Origin of the sequence: Sorangium sp. So ce327 (genome assembly GCF_051530205.1) — a bacterium.
Classification (GTDB): domain Bacteria; phylum Myxococcota_A; class Polyangia; order Polyangiales; family Polyangiaceae; genus Sorangium; species Sorangium cellulosum_B.
The window spans coordinates 9,980,845-9,999,609 of sequence record NZ_CP150330.1 but is presented as its reverse complement, the minus strand read 5'-3'; the positions used below and the strand labels follow the sequence as shown (position 1 = coordinate 9,999,609).

The window sequence follows — 18,765 nt, the reverse complement described above, 5'->3', positions numbered from 1 at the left end:
CCACGTATGCAGACGACGGCGCCTTGCGCTGGGTCCGGCGCTTCGGCGGCGGCAGTAGCGTGATGGCCACGGGGGTCGCGGTCGACGGAAACGACGGCATCGCCGTCATCGGCCACTACGCGAACGGTCCGCTCCAGGCCGGCGACCTCGTCCTGGAAGAGCTGGAACGAGACGACCCGAGGACCTCCTCGAGCGACATCTTCGTGCTCGCGCTCGATCGGGACGGCGCCCCGCGCTGGATGCACCGCCTGGGCGGCGGCGGCTTCGACTTCGGAGGCCGCGTGGCCGTCGGTCCCGGAAACAACGTCAGTGTCGCCGCTCAAGCCGGGGGCCGCCTTACCCTCGCCAGGTTCGCCGCCGACGGGACGACCCGCTTCGCGACGGATGTGGGAAACCTGAGCGGATCCATCACGTACGCGATCAGCGGGATGGCCGTGGATCTCCACGGCGACATCCTCGTCGCAGGGACCTTCTCTGGTGACGCCGACCTCGGCGGGGGCTCCACCACCGGGCTGAGAGGCGCTCAGGCCTGGGTGGCGAAGTACTCGGGGGAGGACGGCGCCCACCTCTGGTCGAGGCACTTCGGCGCCCCCCAAGACAGTAGTGAAATCAGCGGCGACGTGGCGAAGGCGCTGATCGTGGACGAGCACGGCGACGTGCTGATCGCCGGTCAGTTCGCGCGGGGCGCCGACCTCGGGGAGGGGCGAATCGACGGTATACACGGCAATTTCCTCATGAAGCTCGCCGGCGAGGACGGCGCGATCCGATGGGTGAACGCGCTCCCGGGCGCACAGTACTTCGGCTCGACCAGCCTCTCGTTCGCGCCCGACGGCAGGGTCGCGCTCATCATCTCGCTCGCGCCACCCTTCGACTTCTTCGACCTCGGCGGCGGCTCGGTGAACACGCCGGGAACCTACATCGCCACCTACGAGCCAGGCACCGGGGCGTTCGTCGCGCAGCGGCGGATCGTCGAGCTCGGCGAGGAGGTCGGGAACATCAGCCTCGCCGCCTCCGTGCTCGACGCGAAAGGACACCTGTCGTTCGTGACGAGCTTCAGGTTCTCCGTGCAGACCGGCTTCGGCGTCCTTGAGAGCGAGGGCTGGGCGAACGACATCCTCCTCGCACACGTGCCGCTCTGAGACGACATGTCCTGCTGCGCGGCACTGGCGCTCTGCTGCGCGGTTCAGGCGCCGCTGCGGCCCGGCACTGGCGCTCTGCTGCGCGGGCCCGGCGTTCTGCTGCGCGGCCTCAGCATCTCTCCTGCGCGCCCTCTTGTGTGTACTGCGTCACATCCGTGCGGGTCCTGCGCGGCCCCGCCGCCCCTCCTGCCCCGACAAGGAGGCAACATTTCCGAACGCGACGGAGACATCGGCCCATCCCGCCACCCCGCCCCGCGAACACCCTCTCCGCGAGCCTGCGGAATGGATGGGAGAGCAAGGGCGATGGCGCCGCGGGAAGGAGCGCGCGAATCGCTTTAAGGTGGGATTAAGGGGCGATCCTCGGGCGGGGACGTAGCCTGTTGCGCGGAGGTTACGCCATGCGCATTATCGCTTCTCTTCTGTTGAGCCTTGCCCCTGCCATCATCCTCGTCGGATGCGGTGAGAGCCGTGAGCCCGATCCGGCCGTCAATTCGAGCGGCGCTCATGGCGCTGGATCGGGAGGATCCGGCGGTGACGGCGTGGGGGGCTGGGGCGGCGGCCCGGGGCAGGGCGGCGGCCCGGGGCAGGGCGGTGGTCCGGGGCAGGGCGGTGGTCCGGGGCAGGGCGGTGGTCCGGGGCAGGGCGGCGGTCCGGGTGAGGGCGGTGGTCCGGGGCAGGGCGGTGGTCCGGGGCAGGGCGGTGGTCCGGGTGAGGGCGGTGGTCCGGGGCAGGGCGGTGGTGGAGGAGAGCCGTCCGGCGAGCCGGTAGATTGCGTGAACCTACCCCACTTCGCGGCCGGCAAGCATCCGGTGATGTTCCTCCACGTGGCTCCCGGCGGGACGGACGCCGCGGGGTGCGGGACGGAGGAGGCACCGTGCTCGACCCTCGCCGCGGCCGTGGGCACGGCGACTCCGGGGACAGCGGTGCGGATCCACGCCGGAACGTACGAGCCCGAGCAGATCAGCGACGTCGCCGGCACTGCCGAGGCGCCGATCTGGATCGGCGGTGCACCGGGGGAGGATCGGCCGGTATTCGTCGGCGGGAGCCCGATCCTGCACTTCTCGAGGCTGCGCCACGTAGTGATGCACGACCTCGAGATCGCCCATACCTTGCCTTCGCAGGATACCCCCGCGCTCATCGTCGATGATGGCGAGGCGTACGCCGACCCGACGGTGACGCAATTCGTCGCCGTCGAGCGCGTTTCCGTGCGCGACGTCGACACGTATGCCGCCTCGGCTGTGCGCTTGGCCGGAGTCAACGACTTCTGGCTGCTGGACAGCGAGTTGGTCGACATGGACGCGTATAATGGGCTCGAAATCATCGGCTCGCATCGCGGCGTGGTCGCCCGCAACGCGGTCAACGGGGCGAGGGTCGCCGGCGTCGTGATCGGGGGCGGCAGCTCGGACGTCGAGATCCGCAACAATCGCATCTTCGATGTCATCGGGGGCTACGGGGTCTGGCTCGGCACGATCGTGTCGCCCGAGGCGTTTCGCCCGCCGGTCGCGCCGGGGGCCGACATCATCGAGGTGCAGGACGTCCGCGTGCTCGGAAATCTGATCGTGGCGCCCGGCGCGGCGGTCTCTTTCAACGGCTGTGTGGGGTGCCTGGTCGCCAACAACACCATCGTGTTCCCGAACTACAGCCTGCTGTCGTTCTTTCCCGGGTCGGGAGGCGTGGGCGAAAACCCCAGGGTTCGGGCGACAGCGGACAATCGCTTCGTCAACAACATCACGTACTATCGCCGCAGCGACGTCGGGGCGAAGGAGTATTATCCCCCGTCGTTCCCGACGCTGGCGACGAATTCATTGCACACGAACCTGTGGTACGCGGCCGACGATCCGGAGGCGTCGAGTCCGGTCGGGTTGCCGCTCACGGACTACGGCTCGATGGCGGGGATCGATCCGGGGTTCGTCGACGTCGCCGGCGGGGATTATCACCTCAAGCCGGACAGCCCCGCCGTGAGCAGCGGGACGCCGCTCGCGGCGCTGTCGACGGATCTCGACGGAGCTTGCTTCGACGACCCGCCCTCGCGCGGCGCGCTGCAATAGCAGCAAGGGCGGACGGCTCGCCCCGAGCGTCATCCGTCCCCCTCCGCCTCCTCTCCTCCTCCCGCCGCCTGCCCTTTCTCGGCCGCATCGCGCGCGAGCGCTCGGATCGCCCGCACCTCGTCCATCGTGCTGATCTCGTCTGCACCCTTGTCAGGCCGGTATCTCCTCACCCGCGCAGACCGCAGCGCGACCCCCCCGGGGAACCGCGGACTCGCCTGCACGCCGTCGAAGGCGACCTCGACGACGATCTCCGGCCGCACGTACACCGTGTCTGCGTCGCGGCCGATCTCGAGCTCCAGCAGCCGCTGCGTCTGCCACGCGATCACCTCGTCGTTCATGCCCTTGAACGTCTTGCCGAGCAGGACGAAGCCCCCGGCCGCGGGATCGCGAGCCCCGAGGTGCAGGCTGCTGAGCAGCCCCCGGCGCCGGCCGGTCCCCCAGTCGGCTGCCAGCACCACCAGGTCGAGGGTGCGCGCCCGCTTCACCTTGAGCCACGAGCCGCGGCGCCGCCCCGCCTCGTAGGGCGCGGCGAGCGACTTGGCGATCACGCCCTCATGGCCGCGGGCGAGCGCGTCGGCGAAGAACGCCTCGGCCTCGGCCGCCGTCGGCAGCTCGATGCGCGGGACCCTCAGCGACCGGTCGAGCACCTGCCGGAGCGCGGCCGTGCGCTCGCTGCCGGGCCGGTCGAGCAGATCCTCGCCGTCGAGGTGCAGCACGTCGAAGAACAGGGCGCGCAGCGGCAGCTCGGCGCGCAGCGCGGCCGCGTCGTGCGCGCGGCCGAAGCGGCGCATCGTGACCTGGAACGGGTGCGGCGCGCCGTCCGCGCGAAAGGTGAGCGCCTCGCCGTCGAGCACGACCGAGCGGACCGGGAGCGCCCGGACGATCTCGACAATCTCGGGGACCGCCTTCGTGACCGGGCCGAGGCCGCGGCTGAAGACGCGCACCTCGTCGCCGGCCTTGTGCGCCTGCACGCGCACGCCGTCGAGCTTCCACTCCAGCGCCATCGCGCGGAGCTCGCTCAGCGCCGTCGCGACGTCGTCGGCCGACTGCGCCAGCATCGGCTGCACGGGGCGGAGCAGCTGCAGCGAGAAGCGCTGGAGGCCGAGCGCCCCCTCGAGGAGCGCGGCCTTGGCCACGTCCGCCGCGTCGCCGGCCAGCATCACCGCGCGCCGCAGCGAGGCCGGCGGCACCCGCGCCGCGCGCGCCACCGCGTCGACCATGACCGGCTCGAGCCTCTCCTGGCGGAGCTCGCCGGCGAGGAGCCGCGCGAAGAAGTCCCGCTCGAGATCGGTGGCGCGCGCGAACAGCCCCGCCAGCGCCGCGCGGCGCTCCCCCCCGGCCCCCGGCCCCGAGGCGCGCGCGATCTCCGTGAAGACCGCGTCGGCGTCCCCCAGGGTGAGCGCAGGCTGGGCGACGGAAGGAGAGGCCCGGCGGGCCTCGGCGAACACCGAAGGCCCGAGGCCGAGCCGTCCCTGGCGCAGCCGACCGGTGAGCCAGTCGACGCCGATCTGCACCTCCGCGGGCGAGAGGCGGCGCAGGAGCGCGGCGAGCGCGCCGATCTTCTCGACACGGCGAGAGAGCGCGGCGACACGCTCGGAGGTGGCGACAAGGTCGGAAACGAGCACGCGGGCAACCCTACCCTGGCACCTCGAGAGCTCACGCTCGACGGGTCTTTTGACGAGGCCGCTGCAGGGTGTCCTCCGCAACCGAGCCGGGGAACTCCGCAGGATCGAACCTGGCCCATGGGCGCCAAGTGTTCTCCGCATGGGCCGAGAGAGCCTACCAAAGGGTGTAAGGCGGCGGAGCAGAAAAGCGCTCTCCCGCGCCGGAATGATGGCTACTCGCGATTGCAACCACTTGCGGGGGCGAGCGAAGAATTATCATGTCATCCGCAGTCGAGTGCCTCGCTCGGTCGCCGCCAGCGCCGCCAGCGCCGCCAGCGCCGCCAGCGCCGCGAGCAGGCGAGAGCGCTGTCGCTTTTCAAAATGATCTCGTGCGCCGCTCGTATAGATTCCCCAGGTGCGAAGCGCCCGACGCGCCTGCGCCGCCGCGCGGGGGGGAGAGCGCGCGCGGAGCCGCCCCGCCGTGGCCGCAGACTCCCGAACACGCCGCGCGATGGCCTCAGCTGCGCCCGTCTCCCTCGACGGCGCGATCGCTCCGTTTAGTTGACCTCCGCCGCGGGCCTTGATACCGGGTTGGCGGTCGGCACGCCGTGGGCAGGTGAACACGGCGGGCGGGCGCGGTTTTCCTCAACCACAGCTCAGGAATAGCGCCCTCCGCTGACAAGGCCGCCGATTTTGGCCTTGGGAGCAGCTGGCTTGGTTTTTGCGCAGCACCTCTCCGGCAGCTGGACTGTACTGGAAGGAGCTGACGTGGTGTTGGTGTCCGCACGGGAAGGCGACGGAGGTTCTTCGATGGTGGAGCGGCAAGTCCGGAAGCGGGTGGGCGTCGTGATGGGCGGCTCGTCGGGTGAGCGCGACGTGTCCCTGCGCTCGGGCGCGGCCGTCGCCGAGGCGCTCGAGGCCCGCGGGTACGATGTCGTGCGGATCACGCTCGGGGACAGGTTCGGCGCGGAGCTCTGCGCGACGCTGCAGCGCGCGCGGCTCGACGCGGCCTTCCTGGCACTGCACGGACGTCTCGGTGAGGACGGGTGCGTGCAAGGCGTCCTGGAGCTCGCCCAGATTCCCTACACGGGGTCGAGCGTGCTCGGGAGCGCCCTTGCGATGGACAAGCTGAAGGCCAAGGAGATGTTCCGGCTGCACAACGTGCCGACGCCTCCCTACTACACTGTGGGCGCGAATCAGGACCTCGAGGAGCTCGATGCCGTCCATGGCTCGTTCGGGTTCCCCGTCATCGTCAAGCCGCGCGGCGAGGGGTCGAGCCTCGGCGTGACCAAGGTCGGGTCGCTCGAGGAGCTGAAGTCGGCGCTCGCGCTGGCGTTCGAGTTCGACGACGCCGCCATCGTGGAGCGGTTCGTGGCGGGGACCGAGGTCAACGTGGGCATCCTGGACGGGAAGGTCCTTGGCGCGATCGAGATCGTCCCGAAGAAGGGGCTCTATGACTACGAGGCCAAGTACACGCCGGGCATGACCGAGTACCACATGCCGGCGCGCCTCCCGCCGACCCGCTACCGCGGCGTCCTGAACCTGGCGGAGCGGGCGGCCCAGGCGCTCGGGTGCACGGGCGCGGTGCGGGTGGATCTGCTCGTGACCGGCGGAGAGAACGAGTACGTGCTCGAGGTGAACACCCTGCCGGGCATGACCCAGACAAGCCTCCTTCCGAAGATCGCGGAGGCCGCAGGCTACGAGTTCGGCGACCTGTGCGAGGCCATCCTGGCGAGCGCCAGGCTGCACCAGCCGGTGCGGCGCCGCGCGCCCGCCGCCTCGGAGCTGCGGCTCAGCGAGCGGGGACAGGCCGAGAAGCGGCTGCGCCTCGTGAAGTCGGCGATCTGAAGCGCCCGCTCGAATTTTTCCGGAAAATTCACAGGGAGGCGAGGAGACGGGGAGTAAAATCCCACCGATCTCCCCGTCTCCCTGTTCAATTTCCGCAATTACAGCAGGACTCCTCACCGCGTCTGGCGCTGCACCCGACCTCGGCCGCCTGGCTCGGTCCGCCCTGCCCCGGGACAGGCGCTAAGGCACGCGCTTCATCGTGATGAAGTCGGTCGCCATGCCCTCGACGATGGGCTTGAGCTTGAACACGTCGCCTTCACAGCGGTACTCGAAGAGGGTCCCTGGGCGGTCCATGCCAGAAAAGGCGTTGGTCGCGGGCAGGGGCATGTCGCGGCCGCCGAGCGTGGCCTTGGTCTCGACGCGCAGCCCGCTCATGTCGGCGCGCGTCGTCTTCCAGCGGCCAGGGCCCGCGGGCTCGTATTCCGCGCTGGAGCGGCCGTTCATCTTGAGCGTGATCCTCAGGGCCGTCCCCGCCGTGGGCGCCTCGAACACGTTCTCGACGCCGCCCTCGCTCGTCTCGCACACGTAGCTGCCACGCTCGTTGCCGTTGAACGTGCAGATGTACTTCCCGCGCTCGCTGACGACGCGCGCGCCCGACGAGTTGCGCGCCAGCGTCTCGAGGAACATATCGGCATAGTCGTATTCCCACTTGCCTGTCGGGCAGCTCGCCGCCGGCGCCGCGGCGGACGCGCCGCTCGGGGCAGGCGCAGCCGGCGCGGCCGCGGCGGTCGCGCCCGCGGACGCAGGCGCGCTCGCGGACTCGGAGCGGTCACAGGCTGCGAGCGCAGCGATCGACACCAAGGTGAACGGGAGCAGGTGCGGACGTGCCATGCGCCGAGGGTACGCGCCCAGGCGCGCAGGTGCACGCATCAACGCGCGGAAGCGGGGACCGTGCCGGAATCCATTCCATGATCCGCAGATGAGCCTCGTGCCTCTGGACGGCAATCTCCGTCCGTGAGAGCCTCGGCGCCTCACGCCCCTCCAACCAGCCTCGCCTGGTCTCACCCCTCCTCGCCGCAAGGGAGCCGCTCATGGCCGGGTTCCGCCAACTCCTCGGCGCGTCGTTCGTCATGGCCTCCACGGCGACCGTCCTCGCGGCCGGTTGCAGGGAAGAGGCAGCGCCGCTCGTCCCCTCGTCCCCGCCCCGCGCGCCGCAGGACGTGGACCGCAGCTGCCGGTGCCCGGACGGAGCCTACTCGACCGGCGAGCTCATCGATCCGGACGACACCTTCTGCGACATGCAGGTCTGCGGGAGAGACTTCATCTCCTACGCCTGCACAAAGAACGGGTGGAAGAGCCAGCCGCAGGACCGATGCAGCGACCGCGCCTGCCCCGACCACCCCGATTACCCCGCCTCCGACGATCCGGAAGGGCTCACCTTCTGCGGAGCGCGCGTGATCAACGGCCACCCCGCTGGCCTCTACCATTGCTTCGGCGGCGGTCAGATCCCCCGGTGGTGGAGAGTGTGTGACGGCACCTGCGCGGCCACGAGCCCCGGAGACGCCGAATGCAGGCCTCCCCGCGAGGCGTGCGACTGCCCTCTTCCGCGAGGCCAGGCCGAGTGCGGGGCGCGCGCCTGCCTCCCCTCCGGCGCCGGCAACGAGCGGACGAAGTACGTGTGCGCCAGCGACGGCTGGCATGACCTCGGCGTCTCCTGCTCGGGCGCAGGCCCGGCGAGCTGCACCGCCTGTCGTGGAATCCAGGACAGCCACGGCAAGGAAGCCATCACGAGCGTCTGCGGGGACGAGATCTGCGGGCTGGGCATCGGCAATGAGAGCCGCTGGGTCTGCGGCAAAGAGGGATGGATCAACGCCGGACAGCCCTGCGATCCCGACGAGCGGCTCGGCCCGGCAGAAGAGGATCTCGGGAGGTGCCCCCTCGCGTCCACGACGCGATACGGCTCGGGCCAGCCCCTCCCCCGGCCGATCGAGCCAGGGCAGACCTTCTGTGGCGGGCAGAGGTTCTACGACCACCATGGCCTGCCCACCGGCGAGATCAAGGGCGATCCCGCCACGCTCTACGCGTGCCCCACGCCCGGCGGAGAGCCCGTCCTGTTCACCGCGTGTGCAGGCGCGGGAGGCGACGGGACGTGCAAGCGCATGACGGAGCTCGCTCCCTGGCACGAAGGGGACATCTGGGGCCAGGCGACCGCGGGCGCCCCGCAGATCCCGCAGTGGGACCGCTGCGACGACCGGTGCCCGCGCCCCTCCGAGGTGAAATACAAATACCGGGGTGATGAGCGCCCCAATGAATGGTGGTACCGCGCCTGCGGCCAGCACGGCAATACAGGGCGCTTCGGCACGCTCTACTACTGCAGGATCAGCAGCGAAGACTACGACGCCGCGCTCGCCGGCGAGGTCGAGATGGGTGAGCTCCTGCCGGCAGAGGCGTGCGCGAACAGCGAATGCAACGCGATGGAGGACCCGATGGCGAACTACGACCGGTGCGGCGATAGCGACGCCAAGCCGGTCGGCACGCCGCCCGATCCTCCGCCGGGCTCCGTCGTGATCGGCTGCGACAGCCTCCACGACTACCAGGGCACGCTCGTGCCGCAGCGCGAGACGCGCCGCGGCCTGCGGGTGTGCGGTCCAGGCAAGCAGGTCTACGAGTGCTCGGACCGGACGCTCGGGCGCCCGAGCGGCTGGGAGGTCAAGCCGATCTCCTGCGGGACCGATTGCGGCGAGTGCGGACCCGACCCGTACGGCAGGACGCCCCCGTATTGCAGGGAGGTCCCCGGCAACTTCAACCGCGGGCTGAAGTGGCTCGGCTGCGACAACTCGACGTCCGATCCGTCGGAGATCGCGTGCTACGACGGCGCGAAGTCGCCGGCTCCAGCCTACTGCGGGAGCAACAGCGGCCCGCTCGGCGCGAACGGGGACCCGAAGATGCTCTACCACTGCCGGGCGATGTGCCCGCGGGGGACCACGTCCGCGCCGTGCGCCGAGGGCGAGACGGCCGGGAGAACGTACGAGTTCGTCCGCTCGGAATACTGCACGTTCGGCTGCGTGGTCACGTCGGATAGCGCCCCGAGCGACCGGTGCTACCTCCCACCTGGCCTGGGCTTCACGGATCCCATCGACAACCCGCGCCTGCTGAAGATCCTCGGCTACGAGGACCCCTGCTGGGGCGGACACCACCTCGGCCAGGACGTCGTCGTGAACGGCGGTCGGACCGCCGGCGCGGAGGTGAAGGCGATGGCAACAGGACGCGTCCTCTTCGCCGGCCACAACGACTCGAGCTATCACGCCACCGTCCGCATCGAGCACTTCGTCGAGGACCCGAGCGGCGGCCCGGCGCGGCGGGTCTGCTCCTTCTACGGGCACCTCAGCCGCGATGGCCTCATCAAGGAGGGCGAGACGGTCTCCATGGGGCAGCGGATCGGATCCATCGAGTCGTGGGAGTCCATCAAGCAAGCTCACCCGGATCTGGGCCTCACGGGCGGGGAGGAGAACACGCATCTCCACTACGTGCTCCTCTCCGACGCGCTCTGCAGCACGTTCGGCACCTCGCGCGGCGCGCCGTGCGGGTACGACAAGTCCCTGAGCTCGTTCGACGAGCAGAAGTGCAAGGACTCGGTGTACGACGCCAGCAGGACGGATCCCGACGAGGAGCCGGCGACGTTCACGGCCGTGAACGACAGGTGCCAGAACTCGATGCACACGGACGGCTTCATCTCCCCGCTGCACTTCATGAACGAGACCCAGGGGCGGAAGGTGTGCGCCGCCAGGGCGGACTGCGAATAACGCTTGGCCGGAGGTGATCCCATGCGCCGCACTGGCACGATCTTCTTTCTCTCCATCACGACGCTCACGTGCGGCGTGTCCGACCCGAGCATCTGCCCGCCCGGCTCGCTCGCCGCGTGCTTCCTGCCGGACGGCACGCTCGGCGCGCAGCAATGCTCGAGCGACGGGAGCGCGTACGGCGCGTGCGGCGCGCTGCCCTCGCAGCCTCCTCCCGCCGGCGCGGGCTGCGCGCACCTCGGCGAGGCCTGCTGCCCGAGCCTGCCGGCCGAGCTGCGCCCCGGCTGCGAGGCCGCGGCCGCGGAGGGCGACGACGAGGCCTGCGACGAGGTCCTCCGCGCCGCGGGCGACGTCGACCTGTGCGTGGGCGGCCCCGCCGCGCCGCAGTACGGACCCAACTGCGCCGGCCTCCTGAACGAGTGCTGCGCAGCGCTGCCCGAGGCGCTGCGGGAGGCGTGCCACGCGATCGCGTTCTCCGGCAACGAGCGGCGCTGCGAGCGGTTCCTGGAGCAGGACGCCAAGGCGTCGGGGCGCTGCCAGGACGTGAGCCACGCCGGCGAGAGCTGCGGCTACCTCGGCGAGAGCTGCTGCCCCTCGCTGCCCGAGGGCCCGGACGCGCGCTGCGCGAGCGTCGCCGGGGCCGGCGACGCCGAGGAATGCCTCGGCTACCTCGGTCAGGTCGGGGACGCCAACCGGTGCCCCACCGTGGGCGACAGGGAGCCGCTCACGTCCGCCTCGTGTGATGGGCTCCTCGCGAGCTGTTGCTCGAGCCTCGACGGGCTGCTCGCCCACCGGTGTGACTTCACGGCGCTGACCGGCAGCGGCGCGCTCTGCGACGCGTTCCTGAGCGGCCTCGCGGGCACGGGGCTCTGCGGCGGCGGAGGCGAGGGGGGCGCTGGCGGAGGATGCGGCGATACGGACGCCGACGTCGAGAACTGCGGCGCCTGCGGCAACGTCTGCGGCAGCCAGAACGCGACGCCCTCGTGCGCCGCGGGCGCCTGCTCGCTCGCGTGCGCCGTCGGCTTCGGCGACTGCGACGGCGACGCGTCGAACGGCTGCGAGGCGGAGCTCGCCCAGGATGCCGACCACTGCGGCGGCTGCGGCAACGCCTGTGTCGAGAAGCACGGCACGGCGTCGTGCCTCGCCGGCCGCTGCGCGCTCTCGTGTGTGGAGGGGTTCCGCGACTGCGACGAAGATCCCCTCACCGGCTGCGAGACGAACGTGAGGAGCAACCCGTTCCATTGCGGCGGCTGCGGCAACGACTGCCTGGGCGGCGTCTGCGAGGACGGCGTCTGCGGCCCCGAGGCGACGACGATCGCCTCGGGGCTCGCCGTGCCCTCGGCGCTCGCCGTGCTCGGCGACCACCTCTACCTGGCCGGGGCGCGGCCGCAGGGCGGGGTCGCGGTCCGCGTCCTGAAGTACGGGTTGGACGAGGTCGCGTGCCTCGCCACGCTCGCGCCTCCGCAGGACGGGACGTGCGGCTTCGGCGTGTTCGAGGGCGTCGCCGTCGCCGGGCTCGACGTCTTCGTGACGGGCGCGGAGGGGGTGCTCAAGCACACGGCGCGCGACGGCCTCCTGCTCCTCAGCGCGAACGTCGCCGAGCCGTGGGCCGTCGTGGCCGACGCGACCGCGGTGTGGTTCACCTCGCGCGCAGAGAGCGGCGTCTTCCGGGTGGACACGGCGAGCAGCGCCGAGGACGCGGTCGAGATCACGGGGACCGTCGGGAGGGCGGGCGGAGCGCTCGTCGCCGACGACACACACCTTTACTGGGCCCAGGGCGGCGGGGTCGTGGTGAAGATGCGGAAGGACGGCGCGGAGCAGCGTCAGATCGCGTCCGGCCAGTCGTTCGATGACGGGCTCACCCCGCAGTTCCTCGGCATCGACGCGGAGCACCTCTTCTGGAGCACGGAGAGCGGCCGCCTGATGCGGCTCGGCAAGGACGGCGCGAACCTCGTCGTGCTCGCCGACGAGCAGCCCGCTCCGGCCGGGATCGCCGTGGATCCGGCGCCCGACGGGGCCGTGTACTGGGTCAACCGCGGCAGCGGCGTGGTGCGGCGGGTGAACAAGGACGGCTCCGGCCTGGCGACGCTGGCCGCCGGGCAGGCGCAGCCGATCGCGATCGCGCTGGATGAGGCGTACGTCTACTGGGCGGCGCAGGACGGGGCGGTGCGGAGGACGGCGAAGTGACCCTTCCGAAGGGGTGCGAGCGGTGGTGGATCAGGCTGCCTTGCGGAAACCCCTGGAGCGCGCGGCGAGCAGGGCGGCGGCGAGGAGGAGCCAGGGCAGGGACGAGCCGCCCTGGTCAGGACCGGCGCCGCGCGCCACGGCGCAGCCGTTTCCGTGCGCGCGCGGCGGGGCGCTCCCCTCCGCTGCAGGCGCTGGCGGCGCGCCGCCGGCGTCGCCGCCGGAGCCGCCGGAACCCCCGGTGCCGGTCGCGGCGGCGCCGCCGCCCTGGCCTGCGCCCCCCTGGCCCTCGCCGCCCTGGCCTCCGCCGCCCTGGTCCCCGCCGCCCTTGCCCTCGCCCCCCGCGCCGCCTCCGGAACCGCTGGCGGCCTCCGCGAGCAAGCAGCCCCCGGCGATGCACTCGCCGCCTGGACAGGGCGCCCCGTCGAGCTTGTAGCGCCTCTGGCAGGCGCCGGTGACCGGCGCGCAGACGGCGCGCCGGCAGGTGGAGGTGTCGGGCTGCGGGCACACGAAGGGATCGCTGCCGACACAGGCGCCGTTCTGGCAAGTATCGGTCTGCGTGCAGGCGTTGCCGTCGTCGCAGGGGCTGCCGTCGGGCTTGCGCGGGTTGTCGCAATCGCAGGCGTCGCCGACTCCATCGCGGTTGACGTCGGCCTGGTCGGGGTTCGCGACGAGGGGGCAGTTGTCCACCGTATCGCCGTCGCCGTCGGCGTCGTCGTCGTCATCGCAGGCGTCGCCGAGGAGATCGCCCGAAGGCAGGCCAGCATCGGTGTTGGCCTGGAGCGTGTTCGGGACCGCAGGGCAGTTGTCCTCGCTGTCGGGGATGCCGTCCTCGTCGGTGTCGAGCGCGCACTCTCCGGCCCTGCACTGCCCGCTGAGGCACTCCTTCGGGAGCGAGCACGGGGCGCCGACGGGCTTTTTCGGCAGGCAGTCGCCGCCGGTCGCCGCGCAGTAGGCCGAGTCGGCGCACTGGGTGTCGAAGGTGCAGCCCGTGAGGCAGGCGCCCGTGACGCAGCGGTACTCTGCGCAAGATCGCGTGTCGCCCTCGGTGCAGGCCCCGAGGCCGTCGCAGAGGGGGGCCTCGACGAGCTCGGAGGCGTCCTTGCACGAGGCCGCGCCGCAGGGGGCGCCCTGCGCCCGCAGCTGGCAGTTGCCGCGGCCGTCGCAGAGGCCGGTGGTGCCGCAGGAGAGGGCAGGCTCCGCGGCGCAGTCGTCGTCCGGATCGGCGCCGGCCTGGATGGGGCCGCACGCGCCGTCGGGGCCGGCGCCCTTCTTCGCGGCGGAGCAGGCCATGCACGCGCCCGCGCAAGGGACGTCGCAGCAGACGCCGTCGACGCAGGAAACGCCGGCGCAGTCCGCGTCGGTGTCGCAAGGATCGCCGGGGAGGGCAGGGATGAAGAGCTCACCGTCGGCGAGGATGCCGCCGGGCCCGTCGCCGCCGGTGACCAGGACCTTGCCATCGCTCAGCAGCGTCGCCGCGTGGTTGGATCGCTGGGAGTACATCGTCTCTCCCGGAGACCAGCTGTCGGTGGTCTGGTCGTACACCTCCGCCGTCGCGCTACCCTCGTAGCCGTAAGCGCCGGCGATGCCCGCCACGATGAGAACCTGCCCGTCCAGGAGCGACGTGGCCGTGTGGTTCTGGCGCGCGGCGCTCATGGGAGCCCGCGCCGTCCAGCGATCGGTCGCCGGATCATACGCCTCCGCGGCCGCGAGGTTGGCGTTGTCGGCCCCATAACCGCCTACGACGAGGACCTGGTCGTCATCGAGCAGCGTGGCCGTGTGGCTCTGGCGCGCGGCGCTCATCGGCTCCGTCGCCGACCAGGTGCCCGTGTCGGGGTCGAAGATCTCCGCGCTCGAGAGGTTGGTATAGTCGGCCCCATAACCGCCCGCGACGAGGACCCGCCCGTCGCTCAACCGCGTCGCCGTGTGACCCTGGCGCGCGGTGCTCATCGGCTCTGTCGTCGACCAGGTGCCCGTGTCGGGGTCGAAGATCTCCGCGCTCGAGAGGTTGGTATAGTCGGCCCCATAACCGCCCGTGACGAGGACCCGCCCGTCGCTCAGCAACGTCGCCGTGTGGATCTGGCGCGCCGTGAACATCGGCTCTACCGCTCTCCAGCCGCGCGTGTCGGGGTCGAAGATCTCCGCGCTCGAGAGGCTGACATAGTCGATCCCTTGGCCGCCCGCGACGAGGACCCGCCCATCGTTCAGCCGCGTCGCCGTGTGCGCGCTGCGCGAGCCGCTCATCGCCTCGGCCGCGGTCCAAGTTCCGTCCGCCGGGTCGAAGATCTCCGTGCCCGAGAGGCTGACATGGGCGGTTCCGTAGCCGCCCGCGACGAGGACCCGCCCGTCGCTCAGCAACGTCGCCGTGTGGTCGTAGCGCGCGTCGAGCATCGGTGCTGCTTCCGACCACGGGCTCGCGCCCGCCAGGTCGTAGATCTCTGCGCTCGCCTCGAAGCCCTGGTTGCCGCCCGTCACGAGCACATCGCCGCCCGGGAGAAGCGTCGCGGTATGAGCGCTGCGGCCCGCGGCCATCGCCGGCACGTTCGACCACGAGCCTGCCGCCGGGTCGTAGATCTCCGCGCCCGCCAGGGGCCCGGACTCGGACGACGCGGACCCGCCCGTGACGAGGACCCATCCGCCGTCCAGCAGCGTCGCGGTGTGGCGAATGCGCCCGACGCGCATCGGCGCCGTGAGCGCCCAGCTGTCGCTCGCCGGGTCGTAGAGCTCCGCGCTCGTGAGCTCTCCCTCTTCCTCCTCTTCGCCCTCGCCGTACCGGTCGTTCGCTGGGAGGCCCGTGACGAGGACGCGTCCGTCGTTCAGACGCGTCGCCGCGTGCTCCTGGCGCGCGATGCGCATCGGCGCCGCGGCGGTCCAGATGTTCTCGGCCGGGTCGTAGATCTCCGCGCTGGCCAGCGCGCCCTGCCACTCGTGTCCGCCTGTGACGAGGACCCGCCCGTCGCCGAGCGGCGTCGCCGTGTGCTGGTAACGGCGAACGCTCATCGGCGCCGCGGCGGTCCAGATGTTCTCGGCCGGGTCGTAGATCTCCGCGCTGGCCAGCGCGAGCTCACCGTCGAGGCCGCCCGTGACGAGGACCCGCCCGTCGCCGAGCGGCGTCGCCGTGTGCCCTTCGCGCGGGGCGCTCATCGGTCGCGTCGGCGTCCAGCGGTCCTCCGCCGGGTCGTACAGCTCTGCGCTCATCAACACGCCATCGCTGCCCCGGCCACCCACGACCAATACCTGCCCGCTGGCCAGCAGCAGGGCGGCGTGCTGGCCGCGCGCCTCGCTCATCGGCTGAGCCGGCGCCCAGCTGTCGTCCGCCGGGGCGTACAGCTCCGCGCTCGCGAGATAACCTTCGCCGCCATAGCCGCCCACGACGAGGATCCGCCCGTCGTCGCCGCCCAGCAGCGTGGCCGTATGCCCGGCGTCCCGCCGCGTGGCCATCGCTTCGACGGGGCGCCACAGCGGATCCACGAGCAGCAGCTCCGCCGACGCCTCGACCAGCAGCGCGATCTCCGCCCCGCGCGCCTCGAGGCGCGCCGCGATCGGCCGCCCGCCTTCCGCGAAGGCTCGCGGCGCGGTGACGCGCAGCCGCGGCGTCCCCGCCGCGTCCAGCACCTCGACGGCCTCGCCGCGCTGCCGCAGCGCCGCGCCGTCCACCTCCCAGACCGCCGCAGGCTCACCCGGCGGCACGGCGCCCGGCTCCACCGTGAGCCATTCCTCGATGCCCCCGGCGACCGCCCGCCAGAACGACGCGCCGCCCGCGCGGCCGTAGATCACCGCGCCGTCGACCACCGCCCCCGGGCCGAACGCGCCGGCCTCGCGCACCCGGACCTCGAAGCCGCCAGCGCCCGAGAGCCGCATCCAGCCGCCGCCGTCGCGCGGCAGCTCGGCCTGGAGCCGCGGCCCGCGCCCCGTCAGGCCAGGCGCGCCCAGCGCGAAGCCGTCGCCGGTCGCGCCGGTCGCCACAGGCGCGTCGGGAGCGCCGCTGCCCAGCACCTCGGCGGCCTGCGCCGGGAACCGGCGCTGCACGAGCGCCGCCGCCGCCGCGCCGTCGCCCCCGGCCGCGCAGCTGAGCGCGCCCATCCATCCCACAACGGCCAGCACCAAGACGGCCATGACCAGCACGCGAAGACCCGACCCAGCTCGCATGCCTGCGAATGTCTCACGCGGTCACGCCCGCAACAACAGCGCCGCGAGCGCGGCTCACACGAGCGATGTGCAGATGCCGAGCCGGGGATGAGGGACCCCGACTCGGCGCTTGCCGCTCCGCGTCTCACGACGAAATCGATGTCTCAGCTCACGCCTCGAGATCGCCTGATGCGCGCCTCGCCCCGAGCTGCAAGTAGCTCTCGTGGTCTTCGGTGCTCTCCTCGTAGGCGAAGCTCGCCTCGGCGCGCTCGCCGCGACCGAACGGCGCGCGCAGCAGAAGACGCGGCAGCGCCAGCCCGAGCGCGCGTGAGCACTCGCCCACGCCAGGCCCGCTCGAGACGCTGAAAGAGCGGGTGGTGGAGGATCTCGTCCACCTGCGCGCCGATGCGTCGATCGATGCCCGTGATCAGCTCTTCGAGCCGCTCTCGGATCAACTGGACGAGCCGCTCGTCGCGCGCCTCGGTTGACAGATTCCGGGCGGCGGGGCATCGAGAGCTCGGGGGCGGGCGCCAGGGCGCCCCGCCCCTCCGACGCAGGCACGGGCGGCGTGGCGGTGACCCGAGAACTCGTTCTTCAGCTCGGCGCGGCGGGTCAGGGGCCGCTCTTTCTGCAGATCGCGCGGGCCATCGTCGAGGACATCGAACGGGGCCGCCTGCGCCCCGGCGAGCGGCTGCCCTCCAGCCGCAAGCTCGCCCTCCAGCTCGGCGTCCACCGCAAGACCGTGATCGCCGCGTTCCTCGAGCTCGCGCGCCAGGGGTGGATAACGAGCACGCCCGCCTCCGGCACCTACGTCTCGAGCGACCTGCCCGCCAAGCTGCCCCCCTTCCGCCGACGAGCCCTCGCCGACCGGGCCGGGTTCGACCTGCCCGGACGCCCCTTGCCGGCCCCGTCCTCGACCCCGCGCGCCGGCCTGCTCCTGCTCGGCGGGGTGCCCGAGCTCGGCTTCGTGCCGAGGCTGGAGCTGTGCCGCGCCTACCGCCGCGCGCTGCTCGGCGCCGGGGCGCGCGCGCTGATGGACTACGGCGACCCCCGGGGCGAGCCGCGCCTGCGCCGGGCGGTGGTCGAGTCGCTGACCCGGGCGAGGGGGGTGCGGGCGAGCGTCGAGTCGGTCAACATCGTGCGCGGCAGCCAACAGGGCCTCTACCTCGCGGCGCGCGCGCTGCTGGAGCCGGGCGACTGCGTGGCGATCGAGGCGTACAGCCACCCCGCCGCCCGCGGCGCGCTCGAGCTCTCGGGCGTGGAGCTCGTGCCCGTGCCGCTCGACGGCGAGGGGCTCGACGTCGCCGCGCTCGAGGCCCTCTGCGCGGCCAGGCGGGTCAAGGCGGTCTACACGACGCCCCACCACCAGCTACCCACGACCGTCACCTTGACCGCGCCGAGGCGCGTGCGCCTGCTCGAGCTGGCGCGGCGCCGGCGCCTGCTCGTGCTCGAAGACGATTACGACCACGAGTTCCGCTACGAGGGGCGGCCGGTGCTGCCCCTCTCGTCCGCCGACCGCCACGGGGTGGTCGTCTACCTGGGCACCCTGTCGAAGATCCTGGCGCCGGGGCTGCGGCTCGGCTTCGTCGTCTCCACCCCCGACGTCGCCGAGCGGATCGCGGCCTACCGGGCCTTCGTCGACCACCAGGGCGACCACGCGATCGAGCGCGCCGTCGCCGAGCTGCTCGAAGACGGCGAGATCGATCGGCACACGCAGAGGGTCCGGCGCGCCTACCGCGCCCGCCGCGACGCGCTCTGCGAGGCGCTCGCGCGCCACCTGCCCGGGCTCGAGTTCGACCCCCCCAGCGGGGGCATGGCCCTCTGGGCGCGGGCCCCCGGCGTCGACATCGACGCATGGGCCCGGCGCGCGCACGCGGCGGGCGTCTCCTTCCAGCCCGCGAGTCACTTCGCGCTCGGTCGCTGGCCGCTCGACTTCGCCCGCTTCGGCTTCGCCGCGTGCGACGAGGCCCAGCTCGCGGACGCGGCGCGGCGGCTCGCGCAGACCTTGCCGAAGGCCCGGTCGAGGCCCGCGGGGGATCGCCCCTGACGCGCGCCTCGCTCCCCGCGGCGCGCG

The 18,765-nt window shown here is 72.3% G+C and carries 11 protein-coding genes; 7 read left to right on the top strand and 4 right to left on the bottom strand.

The window, feature by feature from the left end; translation table 11 throughout:
- The first annotated feature begins 23 nt into the window (after positions 1-23).
- The 3 genes from WME95_RS37430 (at position 24) to WME95_RS37420 (ending at position 3,187) form a co-directional block, all read left to right on the top strand.
- A complete protein-coding gene (locus WME95_RS37430; RefSeq protein WP_437904100.1) occupies positions 24-1,139 on the top strand; it encodes a hypothetical protein in 1,116 nt (371 codons plus the stop codon).
- Positions 1,140-1,643: 504 nt separating this feature from the next.
- Positions 1,644-1,907, top strand: a complete 264-nt coding sequence (locus tag WME95_RS37425; protein WP_437904099.1) for a hypothetical protein — start codon at positions 1,644-1,646, stop codon at positions 1,905-1,907.
- A gap of 5 nt (positions 1,908-1,912) precedes the next feature.
- Positions 1,913-3,187, top strand: a complete 1,275-nt coding sequence (locus tag WME95_RS37420; RefSeq protein WP_437904098.1) for a hypothetical protein — start codon at positions 1,913-1,915, stop codon at positions 3,185-3,187.
- 29 nt (positions 3,188-3,216) lie between these two features.
- Here WME95_RS37420 and WME95_RS37415 read toward each other — a convergent pair whose 3' ends face one another.
- Positions 3,217-4,812, bottom strand: coding sequence for an ATP-dependent DNA ligase (locus tag WME95_RS37415; RefSeq protein ID WP_437904097.1), 1,596 nt, complete (start codon positions 4,810-4,812; stop codon positions 3,217-3,219).
- 789 nt (positions 4,813-5,601) lie between these two features.
- Between WME95_RS37415 and WME95_RS37410 the strand changes: the two genes are divergently transcribed.
- The gene (locus WME95_RS37410) at positions 5,602-6,639 is read left to right on the top strand and encodes a D-alanine--D-alanine ligase (protein ID WP_437710644.1); all 1,038 of its coding nucleotides are present in this window, start codon (positions 5,602-5,604) and stop codon (positions 6,637-6,639) included.
- Positions 6,640-6,819: 180 nt separating this feature from the next.
- Here WME95_RS37410 and WME95_RS37405 read toward each other — a convergent pair whose 3' ends face one another.
- Positions 6,820-7,470, bottom strand: coding sequence for a hypothetical protein (locus tag WME95_RS37405; RefSeq protein WP_437904096.1), 651 nt, complete (start codon positions 7,468-7,470; stop codon positions 6,820-6,822).
- Between the two features lie 200 nt (positions 7,471-7,670).
- Between WME95_RS37405 and WME95_RS37400 the strand changes: the two genes are divergently transcribed.
- Both WME95_RS37400 and WME95_RS37395 read left to right on the top strand, forming a co-directional pair.
- Positions 7,671-10,382 (top strand): M23 family metallopeptidase, encoded by a 2,712-nt coding sequence (locus WME95_RS37400; protein ID WP_437904095.1) that lies wholly within the window; start codon positions 7,671-7,673, stop codon positions 10,380-10,382.
- Positions 10,383-10,403: 21 nt separating this feature from the next.
- Positions 10,404-12,566: a hypothetical protein gene (locus WME95_RS37395; RefSeq protein ID WP_437904094.1), complete on the top strand. Its 2,163-nt coding sequence runs from the start codon at positions 10,404-10,406 to the stop codon at positions 12,564-12,566.
- Between the two features lie 30 nt (positions 12,567-12,596).
- Here WME95_RS37395 and WME95_RS37390 read toward each other — a convergent pair whose 3' ends face one another.
- Both WME95_RS37390 and WME95_RS37385 read right to left on the bottom strand, forming a co-directional pair.
- Entirely contained in the window at positions 12,597-16,712 is a 4,116-nt protein-coding gene (locus WME95_RS37390; RefSeq protein ID WP_437904093.1) for a kelch repeat-containing protein, read from the bottom strand.
- Positions 16,713-16,855: 143 nt separating this feature from the next.
- A complete protein-coding gene (locus WME95_RS37385; protein WP_437911067.1) occupies positions 16,856-17,086 on the bottom strand; it encodes a hypothetical protein in 231 nt (76 codons plus the stop codon).
- A gap of 179 nt (positions 17,087-17,265) precedes the next feature.
- Between WME95_RS37385 and WME95_RS37380 the strand changes: the two genes are divergently transcribed.
- A complete protein-coding gene (locus WME95_RS37380) occupies positions 17,266-18,738 on the top strand; it encodes a PLP-dependent aminotransferase family protein (protein ID WP_437904092.1) in 1,473 nt (490 codons plus the stop codon).
- The last annotated feature ends 27 nt before the right edge of the window (positions 18,739-18,765 follow it).